This window comes from Bradyrhizobium sp. CCBAU 45389, from assembly GCF_028128625.1.
Classification (GTDB): domain Bacteria; phylum Pseudomonadota; class Alphaproteobacteria; order Rhizobiales; family Xanthobacteraceae; genus Bradyrhizobium; species Bradyrhizobium liaoningense_B.
On record NZ_LBIY01000088.1, the window covers coordinates 63,971 to 82,192 of the forward strand.

The 18,222-nt window shown below is 65.1% G+C and carries 10 protein-coding genes and 1 pseudogene; 6 read left to right on the forward strand and 5 right to left on the reverse strand.

Translation table 11 applies throughout. From position 1 onward, the window contains the following. The 5 genes from tmk (at nt 1) to XH79_RS18215 (ending at nt 5,441) form a co-directional block, all read left to right on the forward strand. The gene (gene tmk / locus XH79_RS18195) at nt 1-687 is read left to right on the forward strand and encodes a dTMP kinase (protein ID WP_271582501.1); all 687 of its coding nucleotides are present in this window, start codon (nt 1-3) and stop codon (nt 685-687) included. Beyond that, entirely contained in the window at nt 684-1,730 is a 1,047-nt protein-coding gene (locus XH79_RS18200; protein ID WP_271582502.1) for a DNA polymerase III subunit delta', read from the forward strand. The genes tmk and XH79_RS18200 overlap by 4 nt, the downstream gene beginning before the upstream one ends. 110 nt (nt 1,731-1,840) lie before the next feature. Next, nucleotides 1,841-3,841, forward strand: a complete 2,001-nt coding sequence (gene metG / locus XH79_RS18205; RefSeq protein ID WP_271582503.1) for a methionine--tRNA ligase — start codon at nt 1,841-1,843, stop codon at nt 3,839-3,841. Between the two features lie 12 nt (nt 3,842-3,853). Next, nucleotides 3,854-4,630, forward strand: coding sequence for a TatD family hydrolase (locus XH79_RS18210; protein WP_271582504.1), 777 nt, complete (start codon nt 3,854-3,856; stop codon nt 4,628-4,630). A 13-nt stretch (nt 4,631-4,643) separates the two neighbouring features. Then, the gene (locus XH79_RS18215) at nt 4,644-5,441 is read left to right on the forward strand and encodes an MBL fold metallo-hydrolase (protein WP_212336466.1); all 798 of its coding nucleotides are present in this window, start codon (nt 4,644-4,646) and stop codon (nt 5,439-5,441) included. Between the two features lie 14 nt (nt 5,442-5,455). On the opposite strand, the gene XH79_RS18220 is transcribed toward XH79_RS18215, so the two are convergent. The 5 genes and pseudogenes from XH79_RS18220 to XH79_RS18245 all read right to left on the reverse strand — a co-directional run bounded on the left by XH79_RS18220 (nt 5,456) and on the right by XH79_RS18245 (nt 13,347). Then, complete coding sequence (locus tag XH79_RS18220; RefSeq protein WP_271582505.1) at nt 5,456-6,655, reverse strand: autotransporter outer membrane beta-barrel domain-containing protein; 1,200 nt, start codon at nt 6,653-6,655, stop codon at nt 5,456-5,458. Between the two features lie 456 nt (nt 6,656-7,111). Next, a pseudogene (locus tag XH79_RS43290) lies at nt 7,112-8,583 on the reverse strand (autotransporter outer membrane beta-barrel domain-containing protein). 156 nt (nt 8,584-8,739) lie between these two features. Continuing rightward, nucleotides 8,740-10,401, reverse strand: a complete 1,662-nt coding sequence (locus XH79_RS18235) for an acyl-CoA synthetase (protein WP_271582508.1) — start codon at nt 10,399-10,401, stop codon at nt 8,740-8,742. Between the two features lie 21 nt (nt 10,402-10,422). Continuing rightward, nucleotides 10,423-12,312 carry a TRAP transporter large permease gene (locus XH79_RS18240; RefSeq protein WP_271582509.1) on the reverse strand — a complete coding sequence of 630 codons (1,890 nt, stop codon included), beginning with the start codon at nt 12,310-12,312 and terminating at the stop codon, nt 10,423-10,425. A gap of 15 nt (nt 12,313-12,327) precedes the next feature. Then, a complete protein-coding gene (locus XH79_RS18245) occupies nt 12,328-13,347 on the reverse strand; it encodes a TRAP transporter substrate-binding protein (protein WP_212336476.1) in 1,020 nt (339 codons plus the stop codon). Between the two features lie 969 nt (nt 13,348-14,316). Between XH79_RS18245 and XH79_RS18250 the strand changes: the two genes are divergently transcribed. After that, complete coding sequence (locus tag XH79_RS18250) at nt 14,317-18,138, forward strand: Dyp-type peroxidase domain-containing protein (protein WP_212336478.1); 3,822 nt, start codon at nt 14,317-14,319, stop codon at nt 18,136-18,138. Nucleotides 18,139-18,222 lie beyond the last annotated feature (84 nt).

Here is an 18,222-nt window from a genome sequence, read left to right on the forward strand (position 1 = left end):
ATGAGTGACAATGCGGTACAGCGACCGTCCGGACGCGGACGCTTCATCACCTTTGAAGGCGGCGAGGGGACGGGCAAGTCGACCCAGATCAAGAAGCTTGCCGACCGCCTCAAGGCGGCACGGATGCGCATCCTCGTCACGCGCGAGCCGGGGGGATCGCCGGGCGCCGAGATCATGCGTCATCTGGTGCTGTCGGGGATGGGCAAGCTGCTCGGGCCCGAGGCCGAGACGCTGCTGTTTGCCGCCGCGCGCGACGATCATGTCCGCACCGTGATCCAGCCCGCGCTGAACCAGGGCGCCTGGGTGCTCTGCGACCGTTTTGCCGATTCGACACGGGCCTATCAGGGCAGTCTCGGCAACGTCCCGATCGGTCTGATCAACGCGATGCAGCGGGTCACGATCGGCGATCTCAAGCCGGATCTCACTGTCATCCTCGACCTGCCGGTCGAGATCGGCCTCCAGCGTGCCGCCGTCCGCCGCGGCGCCGGCACGCCCGACCGGTTCGAGAGCGAGAAGCTCAGCTTTCATCAGGGCCTGCGTGAAGCCTATTGCAAGATCGCCGCGGAAGAGCCCGCGCGCTGTGTGCTGATCGACGCCGATTCCGATCCCGACACCGTCGCAGGACGCGTATGGACCGCGGTACGCGAGCGTCTCCTTCCCACGACCGCCTCGGTGATCTCAGCATGAGCCCGCGTCAGGCCGAGCGTGAGACCGCCATTCCGCATCCGCGCGAGACATCGATGCTATTCGGCCATCGCGAGGCCGAGACGGCGCTGCTGACGGCCTATCGCAGCGGCCGGATTCCGCACGCCTGGCTGATCGGTGGGCCGCAGGGCATCGGCAAGGCGACACTGGCCTATCGCATGGCGCGTTTCGTGCTGGCGCACGGCCAGCCGCTTTCACCTGCCGTGCAGAGCGCCGAAAGCCTCGCGATCGATCCCGATGACGGCGTGGCGCGGCAGGTCGCGGCCGGCTCGCATGGCGGGCTGCTGACGCTGGAGCGCACCGCCAACGACCGCGGTGTGATGCGCACGGTGATCACCGTCGACGAGACGCGCGAGACGATCGGCTTCTTCGGCTCGACCGCTGCGGCGGAAGGCTGGCGCGTCTGCATCGTTGACACCGTCGACGAGCTCAATCCGAATGCGGCCAACGCACTGCTGAAGATCCTGGAGGAACCGCCGCAGCAATCGCTGTTTCTTCTGGTGAGCCACGCGCCTGCGCGCGTACTCGCCACCATCCAGTCGCGCTGCCGCAAGTTGCGCCTGCGGCCGCTCGGAACGGACGAGGTGATTGCTGCTGCGGCCGCAGCCGCCGACCTTGCTCCGACCGATCTGGCGCTGCGCGAGGCCGCGGAGGCCTCCGAAGGCAGTGTCGCGCGCGCCCTGACGCTGCTTGGGGGCGACGCGCTGAAACTCCAGCAGCGCACGGCGGCGCTGCTGGCGCGACTGCCGCAGGTCGATCCGCGCGAACTGCACACGCTCGGCGATTCGCTCGGCACCAGCGACCGCGTCGCGCTCGCGGCCTTCATCGACGGCATCGACCGCTGGATCGCGGAACGTCTGCATGCGGACGAAGCCAATGCCAACCAGAACCTGCCGCGCCTTGCGCGCCTAGCTGAGGTATGGGAAAAGATCGTCCGCGCCGCGCGCGACACCGAAACCTATAATCTGGAACGAAAACCCTTGGTTTTCTCGGTGTTCGGCTGGCTGGCGGACGCAACGCGCTAGAGCACGATCGGGAAAAGTGTGGAGCGGTTTTCCGAGAGGATCGTGCTCAAGAAAACAACCTAACGCAGGTTCGTTTCCAAATTTTTGAGAAGCCGGCAAAGGAATTCATCGTGGCAACGCGAGCTAAGAAAACAGCTAAGGGCAAGGGCAGCAAAAAGAAGGCTGCCAAGAAAGCCGCAAAGAAGGCCGTGAAGGCGCTCGCGCGCAAAGCCGCCAAGAAGGTCAAGAAGACCAGGAAGGCTGCCGCCAAGAAGGCGGTCAAGAAGGGCGTGAAGAAGAGCGCTGCAAAGACGGCAAAGAAGGCAAAGAAGGCTGCGAAGAAACAGGTCGTCGTTAAGAAGGCAGTGAAGAAGGCGGCCGGAAAGCCAGCCAAGTCTCCGGCGAAGAATGCAGCTAAGAAGGTCAAGGTGACTGCGCCTGCCGCTGCCGCCGCGCCGGCTCCTGTGGCTGCGCCCCCGAAGGCCGAGACGCCCAAGGTCTCGAAGCCAAAGGTGTCGAAGCCGAAGGCGCCGCCTGCGCCGAAGCCCGTCGCAACTCCGCAAGCCGCCGCACCCGTCGCCGCCCCCGCGCGCGACAACGTCTTCTACATCACGACCGCGATCGCCTATCCCAACGGCAGCCCGCATATCGGCCACGCATATGAAGCAATCGCCACCGACGTTCTGGCGCGCTTTGCGCGGCTCGACGGCAAGGACGTGTTCTTCCTGACCGGCACCGACGAGCACGGCTTGAAGATGGTCCAGACCGCGCAGAACGAAGGCCTGACGCCTGCCGCGCTCGCGACTCGCAATGCTGGCCGCTTCAAGGAGATGGACGAGCGACTGAACGTGTCGTTCGACCGCTTCATCCGCACCACCGAGGAGCAGCACCATCGCTCGACCCAGGAGATCTGGCGGCGCATGGAGGCGAACGGCGACATCTATGCCGATACCTATTCCGGCTGGTACTCGGTACGCGATGAAGCCTATTACGCCGAGGACGAGACGCGCCTGAACGACGACGGCGTGCGCCTCGGTCCGCAGGGCACGCCGGTCGAGTGGGTCGAGGAGAAGAGTTACTTCTTCCGCCTGTCGGCCTATCAGGACAAGCTCCTGAAGCTGTACACGGACAATCCCGACTTCATCGGCCCGGACTCGCGCCGCAACGAGGTGGTGAGCTTCGTCAAGGGCGGTCTGCGCGATCTCTCGATCTCGCGCACCACGTTCGACTGGGGCGTCAAGGTGCCCGGCGACGAGGAGCACGTGATGTATGTCTGGGTCGACGCGCTCACCAACTACATCACCGGCATCGGCTTTCCCGACGAGAGCGACGGGAACTGGCGCTACTGGCCGGCCGATGTGCACATCATCGGCAAGGACATCATCCGCTTCCACGCCGTGTACTGGCCGGCGTTCCTGATCTCGGCCGGCATTCCCGTGCCGAAGCGGGTCTATGCCCACGGCTTCCTGTTCAACAGGGGCGAGAAGATGTCGAAGTCGGTCGGCAACGTCGTCGACCCCTTCAACCTCGCCGACCAGTACGGCGTCGACCAGATGCGCTATTTCTTCCTGCGCGAGGTGCCGTTCGGACAGGACGGCAACTACAACCACGAGGCCATCGTCGCCCGCATCAATGCCGACCTCGCCAACGATCTCGGCAACCTTGCGCAGCGCTCGCTGTCGATGATCGCAAAGCAGCTCGGCGGCGTGCTGCCGGAGCCGGGCGAGTTCGGCGACAACGACAAGGCGATCCTGGCGATGGCGGACGGCATGATCGCCGCATCGCGTGAGGCGATGGCGACGCAGCAGATCCATCACTGGCTCAACGCCGTGTGGGCCGTGGTCGCGGAGGCCAACCGCTATTTCGCGGGCGAGGCGCCGTGGGCGCTCGCCAAGACCGACCCGGCCAGGCAGAAGACGGTGCTCTATGTCACCGCCGAGGTCGTGCGCCAGATCGCGATCCTGGCCCAGCCGGCAATGCCGACTGCATCTAGCAAGCTGCTCGACAGCCTCGGTATCCCCGAAGGCGAGCGCAACTTCGCCATGCTCGGTGGTGCGAAGCGCATCGCGCCCGGTTCGACGCTGCCAGCGCCGACGCCGGCGTTCCCGCGCTACATCGAGCCGGCAGCATAAGGCGTTCGTTCGATGCTGGTCGACAGTCATTGCCATCTGGATTTTCCGGACTTTGCGGAAGATCTCGACGGGATCGTGTCGCGCGCGCGTGCGGCCGGCCTCTCGCGCATGGTCACGATCTCGACCCGGGTGAAGAAGCTCAACCAGCTTCTCGCCATCGCCGAGCGCTACGACGATGTCTACTGCTCGGTCGGCACCCATCCGCACAACGCGGATGAGGAAGACGGCATCACGCCGGACGAGCTGGTCGCGCTGACACAGCACCCCAAGGTCGTCGCGCTCGGTGAGGCCGGGCTCGACTATTTCTACGACAATGGCTCGCCGGAAGCGCAGGCGAGGGGCTTTCGTGCCCATATCGCCGCGGCGCGCGCCACCGGCTTGCCGCTGGTGATCCACACCCGCGAGGCCGATGCGGATTGCGCGCGCATCCTGGAAGAGGAGGTGGCGCGTGGATCGTTTCGCGCGGTGCTGCATTGTTACACCGGCGGACGCGAGCTGGCGCTGAAGGCGGTGTCGCTGGGTCTCTATATCGGCTTCACGGGCATCCTGACCTTCAAGAAGTCGGAGGCCTTGCGTGCGCTTGCGGCCGAGCTGCCGGCTGACCGTATTCTGGTTGAAACAGACTCGCCCTATCTTGCGCCGGGCAAGTTTCGAGGCAAGCGCAACGAGCCGGCCTATGTGGTCGAGGTCGCCAAAGTGCTCGCCGCGACGCGCGGCGTGTCATTCGATGAGATCTCACGTCAAACAAGCGAAAACTTCTTCCGCCTGTTCTCCAAGGTGAAAGCTTGAGACTGGAAGCCGCATGACGCTGACGCTGACGATCCTGGGCTGCGGCTCCTCCGCCGGCGTGCCGCGCCCGGCCCTCGGTTGGGGCGCCTGCGATCCCAACAATCCGAAGAACCGCCGCCGCCGCTGCTCGCTGCTGGTCGAACGGAAATCCGAGCATGGCACCACGCGGATCGTGATCGACACTTCGCCGGATCTGCGGGAGCAACTGCTCTCGACCAATGTCGACCACATCGACGCGGTGTTCCTGACCCACGAGCACGCCGACCAGACCCACGGCATGGACGATCTGCGCTCGGTCGTGATGCACATGCGACGGCGGATTCCGACCTACTTCAACCTGTCGACCGCCAAGGACATCATGGCGCGGTTCTCCTATTGCTTCATCTCGCCGGAGGGCAGCGACTATCCGCCCATCCTGACCCGGCATTCGATCGAGGCGGGCGAGAGCCAGACCATCCTGGGGAAGGGTGGCGCCGTGACGATGACGGCCTTCCTGGTGCAGCACGGCGCCATTCCTGCGCTCGGCTACCGCATCGGCGATGCCGCCTACACGCCGGACCTCAATGACATCCCGCGCGAGAGCTGGGGCGCGCTGGAAAATCTCGACCTGTGGATCGTCGACGGCCTGCGCTACACCAGCCATGTCAGCCATTTCAGCATCAACGACGCGCTGTCCTGGATCGAACGCTTTAGGCCGAAGCGCGCGGTCATCACCAATATGACGGCCGACGTCGACTACGAGGTGATCAGGCAATCGCTGCCTGCCGGCGTGGTGCCGGCCTATGACGGGCTGCGGCTGGAGACGCGCTGAGCGCCGGACGCGGCCTACCAGGCGTAACGCAGCGCGGCCTTGCCCGTGTAGGCACGCGTCAGGCTCGACACTTCGCTGTCGAAGCTTGCCGAGGCGGACCATCCGTTCACGGCGCGCAGCTCGAGCGCAAGGCCGGTGAGCGCTGCGTTCGGGGCCAAGGCCGCACCGCTCGCGGTAACGCCCGGACCAGGCAGGGACAGGAGCGCCGCCGGGATCGATTGACCTGCGCTGAAATCATGCGCCCAGGCGAGCCGCCCGCGCAGGCTCACCACGGTTCCCGGCAACGCAAGCTGCGCGCTCGTGCGCAGGCCGAGTTCGGTGCGGCTGTCGGTGAAGCTGTCGCTGCCGGGGCCGGTCGAAAATGCGTTGGCTGCCTCGGGCGGGTGCGTCCCGCTCGAGGAGGGCAGGCGGAAGGTGGTGACCTGCGCCGCCGCATAGGGCGTGATGCCGAGCCAGGGCGTGGCAAGACGGTAGCCGCCTTCGACGCGGCCGGAATAAGCGTTGGCGTTGATCGCGGCGGCGAACTGTCCGGAGCCGGCCGGCGTCACCGGATGATCGTTGGTGATGGCTTGCCAGCCGTAGGCGAGGCCTGTGGCAACATAGGCCGATCCGACGCTGTGCCGGACGAACGCGCCGGCCTGAAACAGATCGGAGCTGCCGCTCGAAAAATTGTTGGCGAAGCCGGTGCCGCCTCCGGCCAACGCGAAGCCCATCCGTGTCTGCGGCGAGAGCGAATAATCGGCTCCGGCCACGGTCCCAAAACTGCGGCTGGCCGATCCGGCGCCGCCGGTCGATACCTGCGAGCCGCCGAAACCCGCAGCCCAGACGCTCCAGTGCGGAGCCGCGAGCGCTGGCCTGCCGTAGATCGCCCCATAGGCCTCGCGTCCGATACCACCATGCGTCCGGTCGTTTCCGATATCGGCGTAGGCCGCCAGCTCAGCGTCCAATTCGGCCGGGCCGATGCGGCGGCCATCGAGGGCGGGATCGAGCAGGGCGAGCGTGAACTGCGTCATGGCCAGGAAGGTGGCCTGCGCCGTCTCGCCGCGCGCAGCGCTGTCGGAGCTGCCGCCGAAGGCATGCCGCATGCCGAACCGTGCCGTACCGGCAAGTCCCGGCGGCTCGCTGTTCCAGCCGTAGTTCGGTGGCATGCCGCCGCCATTGCCGTTGCCGAACGGCGCTCCGCCAAAACCGGACGCCGGCGGGCCGCCGAACATGGGGCCATTCATGCCGCCGAAATTATTGAAACCGTTGCCGGGCGCGGTCGGACCAGGGGGACCGAAATTCTCGGCGCCCCCGAACGCGCCGAACTCGCGCGTGGTCTGCGCGTCCGCCGTGCGCGGAGCAGCAATCCGGCCGTCAATAGCAGCAGCGCCAGACGCGCACGCACGTCTGCGCTCAAGACACAAACCGCATGAAGCGCCCCAACCGCGCCGGACGCCGGCCGCGCAGCCCGCGCGGCGAATCAGCTGACAGCAGCGAATCCGACGAAGCTGAATCGTAAATGTGTCTCTAACGTTTTCCAATCTTTTCCTGATGTGTCCCGATATCTTCGAATATGCGCGGTCGGTTTCGAGATGAGCCGCAATACACGATCCGCGTCGCTCCGCGCTTCGACGTCGATGTAACCAGGGTGAATGTGACGGATGCTGCGGCGGAAACTGCCGGGATATCTACCAGGCGTAGCGCATGGTGGCTTTGCCGGTGTAAGATCGCACCTGGCTCGAGAGTTCGCCGTCGAAGGTGGCGGCCGCAGCCCAGCCGTTCAGCCATTTCAATTCGATCGTGCCGCCGGCGAGCGCCGAATTCGGCGCCAGCGCCGCGCCGCTGGCGACGTAGCCCAGTCCTGGCAGCGCCTGAAGAGCAGCCGGCATTGTGTCTGCAGCAGTGAAATCATGCGCCCAGGCCACACGTGCGCGCAGATTCACGGTGCCGTCGCGCATCGCGAGGGACGTGCTGGTGCGAAAGCCCAGCTCGCTCCGGCTATCGTTGATGCGATCGCTGCCGAAAGCCGTGGCGAGCGCATTCGCCGCGGAGGCAGGCTGCGCCGCGACGGTCGGCAGGTTGAAGGTCATGAATTGGGCTGCGGCATAGGCGGTCACACCGAGCCAGGGTGTGGCGAAGCGATAGCCGCTCTCGATGCCGGCAGAATATGCGTTGCCATTGAAGGCGGCATTGAGCTGCTCGATGCCCGGGTGATCGCTGGTCATCGCCTGCCAGCCATAGGCCAGCGCGGTCGAGACATAAGCCCGCCCGACTCATGGCGGGCAAACGCGCCGGCCTGGAACAGGTCGGATCGGCCGCTTCCGCTGCTGCCGCTGAAATTGGTGCCGCCACCCGCCATTGCAAAACCCAGTCGCGTTTGCGGCGACAGCGAATAATCAGCGCCGACCACGGTTGCAAAGATGCGGCTCGAAGAGCTGGAGCCCGGCGCCGCATTGCTGCTCGAGACTTGCGAGCCGCCGAACCCCGAGGCCCAGACGTTCCAACGCGGCGTGTGGGACGAGCCGGTGGGACTCATCTTGCCATAGAAGGCTTCATACACATCGCGTCCAACCCCGCCGCGCGTTCGATCTGACGGGGCCATCGCATAGGCATCGAGCGCCTGACCGGTCAGGGCGGGTGTCGCGCCGGATCCACGACCTTCGATCGCAGGGTCGAGCAGGGTCTGTGTGAACTGTGTCATCGCCTGGAACGTCGCCTGCGCGGTCTCGGCCTGCGACAGTGCCAGCGGACCGCCGGCCGCCAGCGCCGCGCTGGCGCCAGCGTTTGCGGTGACGGTCGGGGTGGTCGCGATTGGCGTTGTGACAGAGCTCTGCTGACTGGTCGCTGTCGTGGGCGCGGACGCGGGCGAGCTCGTGCCGCTGCCGCTCGCCGCGCTGCCGGACGTGGTTGAGGCAGCGGGGGCCGGACTGGTCACTGCGGCACTCACGCTCGTTGCCGTGGAAATCTGTGACGATGGCGCCGGGACGACGGCCGCCGCACTGGTCTGGGTCGGAGCTGGGGCAGTTACGCTCTGGGGCGCCGGGGAGGCGCTGGCAGGCGTCGTCGCGGCGGCGCGAACATTCGCGGTGCCCGACAACAATCCAATCATCAATAGCGGTGCGAGCCGCAAGGATGCGGCTGCGCGCGTGATCAATCGCATGAAGCGCCCCAACCGCGCCGGCGACCGACCGCGCGGTGCGCCGTTCAAGATTCGGCGACCCCAAAAGCGATGGAACCCTAAAGGGGGAGCGGCATGTTTTTCAAATCTTTTCCCGCGATGTCCGGAGTTTCACGGGAATCCCGCGAGGCTGGCAAATCAAGCCGAGATCGCCTTGGCAGAGCCTACTTCGTTGCGCAGCAGGAATTTCTGGATCTTGCCCGTCGACGTCTTTGGGATTGGGCCGAACACGACCGCCTTCGGCGTCTTGAAGCCGCTCATATGCGAACGGCAGAAGGCGATGATCTCGGCTTCGCTCGCGCTGGCGCCGTCCTTCAGCTCGACGAAGGCGCAGGGCACCTCGCCCCATTTCGGATCGGGCTTGGCGACCACGGCGGCGAACAATACGGCGGGATGCTTGTAGAGGATGTCCTCGACCTCGACCGAAGAAATGTTCTCGCCGCCGGAGATGATGATGTCCTTGGAGCGGTCCTTGATGATGACATAGCCGTGCTCGTCGAGCACGCCGAGATCGCCGGTGTGAAACCAGCCGCCGGCGAAGGCTTCCATCGTTGCCTTCTCGTTCTTCAAATAGCCCTTCATCACAATGTTGCCGCGGAACATGACCTCGCCGATGGTCTCGCCGTCGCGCGGCACCTCTTGCATGGTCTGCGGATTGATGACGGTGACGGCTTCCTCGAGTGGGTAGGGAACGCCCTGCCGCCGCTTCATGCTTGCGCGCTCGGGCGCGGGAAGCTCGTCCCAGCCTGGCTGCTCGGCGCAGACGGAGGCGGGACCGTAGACCTCGGTCAGGCCGTAGACATGGGTCAGCTTGATGCCGATGTTTTCCGCACCTTCCAGCACCGCCACCGGCGGTGCGGCGCCGGCGATCAGGCCGACGACACGGCGGACGGCATTGCCGGTTGACGTTTCCTTGGGCGCATCGGGTGCGTTGATCAGCGTATTGTAGACGATCGGCGCGCCGCACATGTGGGTGACGCCGTGCTGCTTGATCAGCTCGAAGATCTTGGTCGGCTCGACCTTGCGCAGGCAGACATTGATGCCGGCCGCGGCCGCGATGGTCCAGGGGAAGCACCAGCCGTTGCAATGGAACATCGGCAGCGTCCAGAGATAGACCGGATGCTGGCCGAGATTGCCGGCGAGGATGTTGCTGACGGCGTTCAAATACGCGCCGCGGTGATGGGTGACGACGCCCTTGGGATTGCCCGTCGTGCCCGAGGTGTAGCTCAGCGCGATCGCATCCCATTCGTCATTCGGCGTGATCGCGGCGAAGCCGGGATCGCCTTGCGCGACGGCGGCCTCGTACTCGATCTCGCCGATGCGCTTGCCGCCCTTGAAGGCGGCATCGTCGACATCGATCACGAATGGCTTTGGCCCGCTCATCTGCGCCAGCGCATCGGTGATCACGCCGGAAAATTCTGGATCGACAAGGATGATTTTCGCGCCGCCATGATGGAGCTGAAACGCGATCGAGGGCGCATCGAGGCGGATGTTGAGTGCGTTGAGCACGGCGCCGGTCATCGGCACTGCAAAGTGCGCCTCGTTCATGGCGGGGATGTTCGGCAGCATCGCCGCCACGGTATCGCCGACGCCGATGCCCTTGCCGGCGAGATACGACGCAAAGCGCCGGCAGCGCTCGTAGGTCTGCGTCCAGGTGAAGCTGCGGCCTTCATAGACCGTGCTGACGTGATCGGGATAGACCGCCGCGCTCCGCGCGAGGAAACTCAGCGGGCTCAGCGGCACGTAGTTGGCGGGAGTCTTGTCGAGGCCGATATTGTACGGGTTCTGCCGCTCACTCATCGACACCCTCCTTAAACCGCGTCAAAGAAATCCGATCGAGATCCAGGGGAAGATTGCAACGATGATCAATCCCACGAGCAGCGCCAGCAGATAGCCCCAGATCGGCCTGATGCCTTCGGCCGGATCGACGCGTCCGATGGCGCAGGCGGCATAATAGCCGACGCCGAAGGGCGGGGCGAATAGCCCGATACCCATGGCCAGAATGATCACCATCGCATAGTGCACCTCGTGCACGCCGACGGCGCGGGCGATCGGAAACAGCAGCGGGCCGAACAGCACGATCGCCGGAATGCCCTCCAGCACGCTGCCGAGGATGGTGAAGGCCAGGATGGACACGGCGATGAAGGTCGCAGGCCCGCCCGGCAATCCCGTCATGGCGGATGCCAGCGAACGCGAGAAGCCGGATTGCGTCAGGCCCCAGGCCATGCCGGTGGCCGTGCCGATGATCAGGAGGATGGCGCCGGATAATGCCGCGGTCTCGACCAGCATCGGAAACAGCCGTCGCCAGTCGAAGCGGCGGTACACGAGCAGGCCGACCAGGGCGCCATAGACGATGCCGATGGTGGAGACCTCGGTCGCTGTCGCGATGCCCTCGACCACGGCGTAGCGGATCACGAAGGGCAGCGCGAGCGCGGGCAGGGCGACGACGAAGGTCTTGCCGATCTCGCTCCCCGTGGCGCGGCGGACGTGGCTCATGTCCTCGTGGCGGTATCGCCACCACACCAGCATGCAGAGCGTGATTGCGAGCACGACGCCGGGCAGCAGGCCGCCGGTAAACAGCGCCGCGATCGAGACGCCGGTGACCGAGCCGATCGTGATCAGCACAAGGCTCGGCGGAATGGTCTCGGTCTGGGCGCCGGTTGCCGCGAGCAGCGCGACGAGATCGCCGGGCTTGGCGCCGCGCTGCTTCATCTCCGGAAACAGAACGGGCGCGACCGCGGCCATGTCGGCAGCCTTGGCGCCGGATATGCCGGAGACCAGGTACATGGCGCCGACAAGGACGTAATGCAGGCCGCCGCGGACATGGCCGAGCAGGCTCGCCAGGAACGCCACCATGGCCCGCGCCATGCCGGTCATCTCGATCAGCAACCCTAAGAACACGAACAGCGGCACCGAGAGCAGGATGAGGTGGCTCATGCCCTCGTCCATGCGCCCGACCAGCACCATCACCGGCGTGCGCGTGGTCAGCGCCAGATAGCCGAAGATCGCGAGGCCAAAGCCGAACGCAATGGGAACGCCGGCAAAGACGCAGAAGCCGGCGACGCCGACGAAGAAGATGACGAGGTTGATATTGCCGAGCGGCCGCAAGTAAGGCTGCGCCAGCCAGAACAGGCCGACCACCACGGCAACCGAGATCACGGCCGCAAGCACCATCCGGTAGTCGGCGGCGCGCAGCAGCCGGAGCAGCGCGAACGCCGCCATCAGGCAGATGCCGGCCGGCAGCGCCGCGGCGCGCCACATGTTCGAGATCTGGAGCGCCGGCGTGGTGATGAAGCTTTCCTCGTAGGCGTAGTCCCAGGACGGCCAGACGATCATCGCCAGGAACGCCAGCGCCGCGCAGGTCGCGACGACGTCGAGATAGGCACGCATCGCGGGGCCGGCGCTCGCGACGACGGCCGTCATGCGCATGTGCTCGGAGCGGCGGAATGCGACCGCCGCGCCCAGCATGGCCAGCCACAGGAACAGGATCGAGGCGAGCTCGTCCGACCAGATCAGCGGCCGGTGCAGGCCGTAGCGCGCGACTACGCCCGCGAACAGGATCACGATCTCGGCGACCACCAGAATGGCCGCCGGGATTTCGACCAGAAGGCCGAGGGCGCGCTCCGTCGAGGCCAGCAGAGAGGATCGGCGAGGGGACTGTACAGCCGCCTCGCCCGCCACTTCGATCACCTCGACCTCGATATGAGCCATGACGGCCCCAACGCGTTACGACAGCTTGCCGACGGCCTTTTCCAGAAGGTCCCAGGCCTGGTCGCCATATTTACCCTTCCACTCGGCATAGAATCCGGCCGAGCGCAGCTTGTCGCGGAACGGCGCGACAGTGGGCTGGTTGAAGGCCAGGCCTTTGCCTGCGAGCTCCTGCTGCAGATTGGCATTGAGCTTGGCGGTGTCCTCGCGCTCCTTGACGGCGGCGGCGTTGATGTTCTTGGCGACGATGGTGCGCACGTCCTCCGGCAACGCGTTCCAGGCGCGGCGGTTGGCCAGGAACCAGAAGCCGTCCCACATGTGATTGGTCAGCGAGCAGTACTTCTGCACCTCGTAGAGCTTGGCGGTCGAGATGATCGCCAGCGGGTTCTCCTGGCCCTCGACGATCTTGGTCTGCAGCGCCGAATAGACCTCGCTGAAATTGATCGAGGCGGGCGCGGCGTCGAACGCCTTGAACATCGAGGTCCACAGCGGCGACACCGGGACGCGGATCTTGAAGCCCTTGAGATCGTCAGGACCGGTGATCGGCCTCGTCGAGGATGTGGTCTGGCGGAAGCCGTTGTCCCAGATCTTGTCCATGACCTCGAGGCCGGCCTTCTTGATCTCGCCGCGGACATGGGCGCCGAGGTCGCCGTCCATGGCCTTCCAGACAGTGTCGTAGTCCGGGAACGCAAAGCCGATGCCGTTGATGGAGGCCGCCGGCACCAGGGTCGACAGGATCAGGCCCGACAAAGTGAAGAACTCGACGCCGCCGGAGCGGATCTGGCTCAGCATGTCGGTATCGGAGCCGAGTTGGTTGTTCGGGAAGATCTGGAGATCGAACTTGCCGTTGGTCTCGCTCTTGATCGCTGCCGCCATCTCCTTGGCGCGCACGTTCAGCGGATGGGTGTCCGGCAGGTTGTTGGCATATTTGTAGGTGAACTCGGCGCTCTGGGCGCGGGCCACATGGGGCGCGCCAATGCTGCCCAGGACCGCGGTCGCGGCGGAGGCCTTGAGAAGCGTGCGTCGGGAAAAGCTCATGGGTCTGCTTCCTCGGAAGGATTGTTTTTGTTCTGAGATGCAAACCTATACGGACGTCACGTCAGAAGGTCATCTGCGATCTCGCGAAGCTCGCTTATTGCAGCCGGACAACGCCACGGCAATATCGGCTTTCGCCACATGGGGCCTGACAAAAAATGCGAAAACAACCCCATGCACAGTAGCCGTCAATAGCTGGGACGATGGTGGAACGCCGGGCCGGAAATGACGCTGAAGCGAAGGTGCGGTGGCAGGAATTCTGTCTAAATATCTGATCCAATTGTATATAAAGATATTCCATAATATACCTTATGCGAATTGTGGATATGGTGGTGCAGATCCGGGCGGCGGCAGCCTCCTTGCGTGTTCGTAGAGCTTCCGGGCGCTCGCAGGACCTGCCCCGTCTGCGCGGCTGGCGCTGCGTGCGGCCATCCAGACCGCCAGGTCGAGGCATACCCGCTGGTGGTCCCAGCAGCTCGCCGCCCAACCACATGCGGAGCTGGATCGCGACATGCGGAGCGGATCGTGGGCGCGGCGCGTGCAATGGCTGGACTCGCGCGATTGATTGCCGGGAAGGCTCGGCCCGGACCGAGACAGCGCGGCGTCGCAGATCGGCTTGATCCGAGGTGAGGCGCCCTCCCCAGCGCTCGTTGGTCCTGGACCGCTAAGGAGTCCCGATGCGGCAGAGGCTGTCGGGCTCGCGGGACTGTTCGGCGCGCCGCCGAAGGAAAGGTCGGGAATTGTGGGCCAGTTCATAGAAGCAAGCATGGGGAACCGGCAGAGTTGAGCGACGTCATCGGTCGATCAGCCGTGCAGGTTGTGGCCGACGCCGAAGCTAGCTCCCGTGACCATTGCGACCAAAAGCCTTCGACATTCCGACTCGAATTGCATTCCGAAGAATAGCACGCAAAAGCAGTATTACAGGCTGAAACACGCCGAGGTTCAGCCGCCAACCGCCAGGGAGGCAAAAAGATGCGTCGTGATTTGACCATCAAGACCGGCAGCATGGCCGGCACATCGGATTTCAGGGTGATGGCTCCGATCAAGAAGGGGTTCGTGCCGTCCCTGGATGCGACCACGTACAAGACGCGCGTCAAATACGTGTTGCGGGCGCTGAATGGCGGACGCGCCAACGCATATGAATACGAGCTCGCCCGCGTGCTGTCCGACTCCGTGGACCGCGTCGGACGCATCCACTCGGTGGGCATCGCCGTGCTCGAACCCGAAGACGACTCCGTGGACGCCGTGGACTATGTGCTGCTGACCGCGACATTCGATGGCTCCTGGGAAGCCTATGTCCGCGTCATCTGGCAGAAGGCCGCGCGGCTGCTCGACCTCATCTTCTGCAATACCGATCACTATCCGCTCGGTCACGAGAGCACATACGAAAACTGGGGCATCTGGCTCAAGAGCATGCAGACCGAAGCCTATTTCCTCTATGCCACCCCCGACCTGACCGTGGATGACACGCGCTTCCTGCGGATGGAGGAGCGGGTTTATCGGCGCACCTCGGGCGCCGGCGCCGATCAGATCGTCACGCGGATCAGGGTTCCGTCGCCGGAAGAGATTGCGCGAGGCTCGATATTCCAGGGCGGCGTCGATCCGACCAATGCCGGATTCAGCAAACCGCTCACCCCCGAAGCGGCCGGCCGACCTGCCTTTCGCCACGGCATATTAGCGCTGGCGGGGCTCTACCATCTGGCCGACTTCTATCCGCCGGGGACGCATGACGGGGTGGTGCTGCATCGGGCCGCCCACGAGCTGCTGCCGGAATTCGTCACCATGATCAACGCCCCCGCCTATGCGGAAGGCGTCAAGCGCGCCCGCCGGCGCTATGAAGAGGCGCTGAACTGGTTGCTGACCCCGCCCGACGTGGCGCCGGTAAGGCAAAACCTGCCGCTCGTCCTGCCGCCCCAACCGCCGTTGCAGGATCGCAGCAACGTGCAAGGCGGGATTCTCTCCGCCTACCCCGCTTCGGATCACGGCTGCCTTCTGCTGCTGCAGTTCGCCAATCCAGCGGCACTGGCTGCGTTTCTCAACGTCCTGCAGGTGACGTCCGAAGCTGACAAGCTCACCCCGGGGCAGATCGTCACCAACATCGCATTCACGGTCGAGGGGCTGCGTCACGCCGGATTGACCGACGCAGAGGTCCGCACACTGCCGGAAGAGTTTTTGCAGGGCATGGAAAGACGCGCCGGCCTGCTCGGCGACGTGCGCTGGAATCATCCCCAGCGCTGGCGCCTTCCGGCAAGCAACTGGGCGCGCGGCATCGACGCGCCGGACCTGAGCGAAAACGATCCTGCGGCGCGCATCAGCATGAGCTCCGTCCATGCCGTCCTTCAGCTTCGCCTGCTGACCAAGGACCCGAACAAGGACCCGCAAACGACGGCGGATGCGAGAAAACCGTTGATGGCCGAAATGAACCGCCTGGTCGAGGTGGATCCAGGCGTCAGGCCGCTCTCGATCCAGTGGATGCAGCGGCAACGTGTTGGGTCCTCCGAGAACATGAAGGACCATTTTGGTTTCGCCGACGGCAGTTCGAACCCGGTGCTGTACGAGGACCAGGCCGGCGAGATCTATTCCAATCGGGTGCATCTCGGCGAGATCTTGTGCGGCTACCCGAACCTCGCCGACGTGACGGCGCCGCTCGGCGATGCGACCAACCGTGCTCACGCGATGCTCCGCGACGGCAGCTTCATGGCGCTGCGCAAGCTGCGACAGGATGTTGAGCAGCTCGAGGACGTCCTGTCCCGCGCTACGCGACAGGCGACCGAGACGGTCGGACCGGACGCACCTGCCCTGACGCGCGAGACGCTGATGGCCAAGATGATGGGACGCTGGCCGACGGGCCATCCCCAGGCCGGCCAACCCCTGACCCCTACTCCGCCCCCTGACCAGGGCTACAACGACTTCAACTACGACGCAGATCAGCAGGCCCAACTGTGCCCGTTCCACGCGCACATACGGCGCGCCAATCCGCGCGTCTCGATCACCAAGGCGGATGCCGGTGCCCGGCCCCCACGGATCGTCAGGCGCGGCATGTCCTACGGTCCGCCCGTCGACCCGCAAGCCGCCAAATCCGCCCCGCAGCCAGAGCGCGGCCTGGTTTTCATGGCCTACAATGCCAGCCTCGGCGAGCAGTTCGAGGTGGTGCAGAGCTGGCTGGCCGGCGGCAACAGTTCGGGATCCTCGTCCGGGGAAAGCGATCCTTTCCTCGGCCTCGCCGAACCCGGCCGGCTTCGACATTTCCGTTTCGAGCATGGCGGCCAGACCGTTCGCGTCGCGCTGGATGGCTCGGACCGGCTCCACGACGAACCGCGTCCGTTCGTACGTCTGGAATGGGGCGCGTATTTCTTTGCGCCATCGAAAAAGGCGCTTGCCGATCTGCAGCAATGGGCGGCGAGCCAGGGGCGCAAACCGGCGGTGACGTGGAGCGCGGATGAGGGCGAAAAAGAGATCGCGCGTCTGCGCCTGATCGAGAGCCGGCAGGGTGAAGCCGCGGCGATGGCCGCGTGGAAGACGGCGCTCGAAGATCCGGATTCAGCCTCGCATTTCGTCAACGCGTCGATCTGGGCTGCGATCCGCGAGCGCCATTACGGCGCGCTCCGCACGCCCTTCGGGGTCTTGGTGGCCGACCGCGACATGGTCTCTAAGGTCTTTGCCGATTCCGACACCAAGCTGACCATCACCGGCTATCTTCCCCGCATGCTGCGGTCGTTCGGCATCCTCTATCTTGGCCGCGACGCCGGACAGCCAGACAAGGTCTACGAGCAGGAATCCGCAGCCTGCAACGCTGCGATCATGGCCCTCGACCAACCCGCCGCATTCGAGCTGGCGCGCGCGGTCACACAGAAGGTGCTGGGCTTCATGGTCAAGCAGACCATTGGTTATGCCGCCGACGACGGCGAAGCGAGCTGGGAACTGACCGTCGACGTGCACGAACTGGTGGATCCGCTGCTCGCCGCCTTCTGCGAAGAGTGGTTCGGGTTGAGCGAAGACGGGGGGTATTTCCGCCGCGTCGGCTATCGCTGGGATTGGAAGCCAGGCGAGGCGCCCGGTTATCCCGGCCATTTCCTCTCCCCTTCGCGCTACATCTTCCAGCCTCATCCGAACAAGACAGTGGAGGCGGTCGGCGCGGCACATGGCGAGGCTGCGCGCAGTGCCATGGAAAGTTTCCTGACGCAGTTCGGGCCGACCAACGGACCAGTCACGAAGGCGGTTTACAACTCGCCGCGGGGCACCGGCGACATACCCTTCGTGGCGCGTACGATCGCCGGCGCCATGATGGGCTTCATTCCGACCGTCGACGGAAACCTGCGCAGGATATTGAACGAATGGCTGCGTGAAGGGACGCTGTGGGCGTTGCGCGCTCGCTATGCCGGCACGGTGGCGGAGAACTACACCGACGCCCTGAACCGGCTGAGAGACGACTTCATCCCGGCCATGCAACTCCGCGCGGTGCCCGAACTGATCTGGCGGACAGCCATCGTGTCGCACACCATCGGAGATGTCGAGATCAGGCCGGGAGACGTCATCGTCGCCGGCGCGGTCTCCGCCACCCAGCAAAGTCTCGCCGAAGGTCGTCAGGACATCTATCACGCCTTCGGCGGCAACCGCAGGGTCGAGGGGCATCCCACGCATTCATGTCCCGGAGCAGACCCGGCACTGGCAGTGATGCTGGGTTTCTTCAGCGCACTGGTGGAGACGCCGCTACCCTTGCGCGCCGGCCCCATTCCAATGAGCCTGACGATGAACGGAAGGGTTCCCGCGCCGCCGAGCCCGCCTTCACCCTAGAGCCGCATGACGCGGAATGGATTTGCGCATACCCAGACAATCATACAAAGCGCGATGACGGTTCATCCTGATCGCGTTGCGCTT

Coding starts and splice junctions, on each gene's coding strand:
- XH79_RS18210 (WP_271582504.1), top strand. CDS start 3,854: ATGCTGGTCGACAGTCATTGCCATCTGGATTTTCCGGACTTTGCGGAA.
- XH79_RS18220 (WP_271582505.1), bottom strand. CDS start 6,655: ATGTTCGGCGGCCCGCCGGCGTCCGGTTTTGGCGGAGCGCCGTTCGGC.
- XH79_RS18215 (WP_212336466.1), top strand. CDS start 4,644: ATGACGCTGACGCTGACGATCCTGGGCTGCGGCTCCTCCGCCGGCGTG.
- XH79_RS18235 (WP_271582508.1), bottom strand. CDS start 10,401: ATGAGTGAGCGGCAGAACCCGTACAATATCGGCCTCGACAAGACTCCC.
- XH79_RS18250 (WP_212336478.1), top strand. CDS start 14,317: ATGCGTCGTGATTTGACCATCAAGACCGGCAGCATGGCCGGCACATCG.
- XH79_RS18240 (WP_271582509.1), bottom strand. CDS start 12,312: ATGGCTCATATCGAGGTCGAGGTGATCGAAGTGGCGGGCGAGGCGGCT.
- XH79_RS18200 (WP_271582502.1), top strand. CDS start 684: ATGAGCCCGCGTCAGGCCGAGCGTGAGACCGCCATTCCGCATCCGCGC.
- XH79_RS18245 (WP_212336476.1), bottom strand. CDS start 13,347: ATGAGCTTTTCCCGACGCACGCTTCTCAAGGCCTCCGCCGCGACCGCG.
- tmk (WP_271582501.1), top strand. CDS start 1: ATGAGTGACAATGCGGTACAGCGACCGTCCGGACGCGGACGCTTCATC.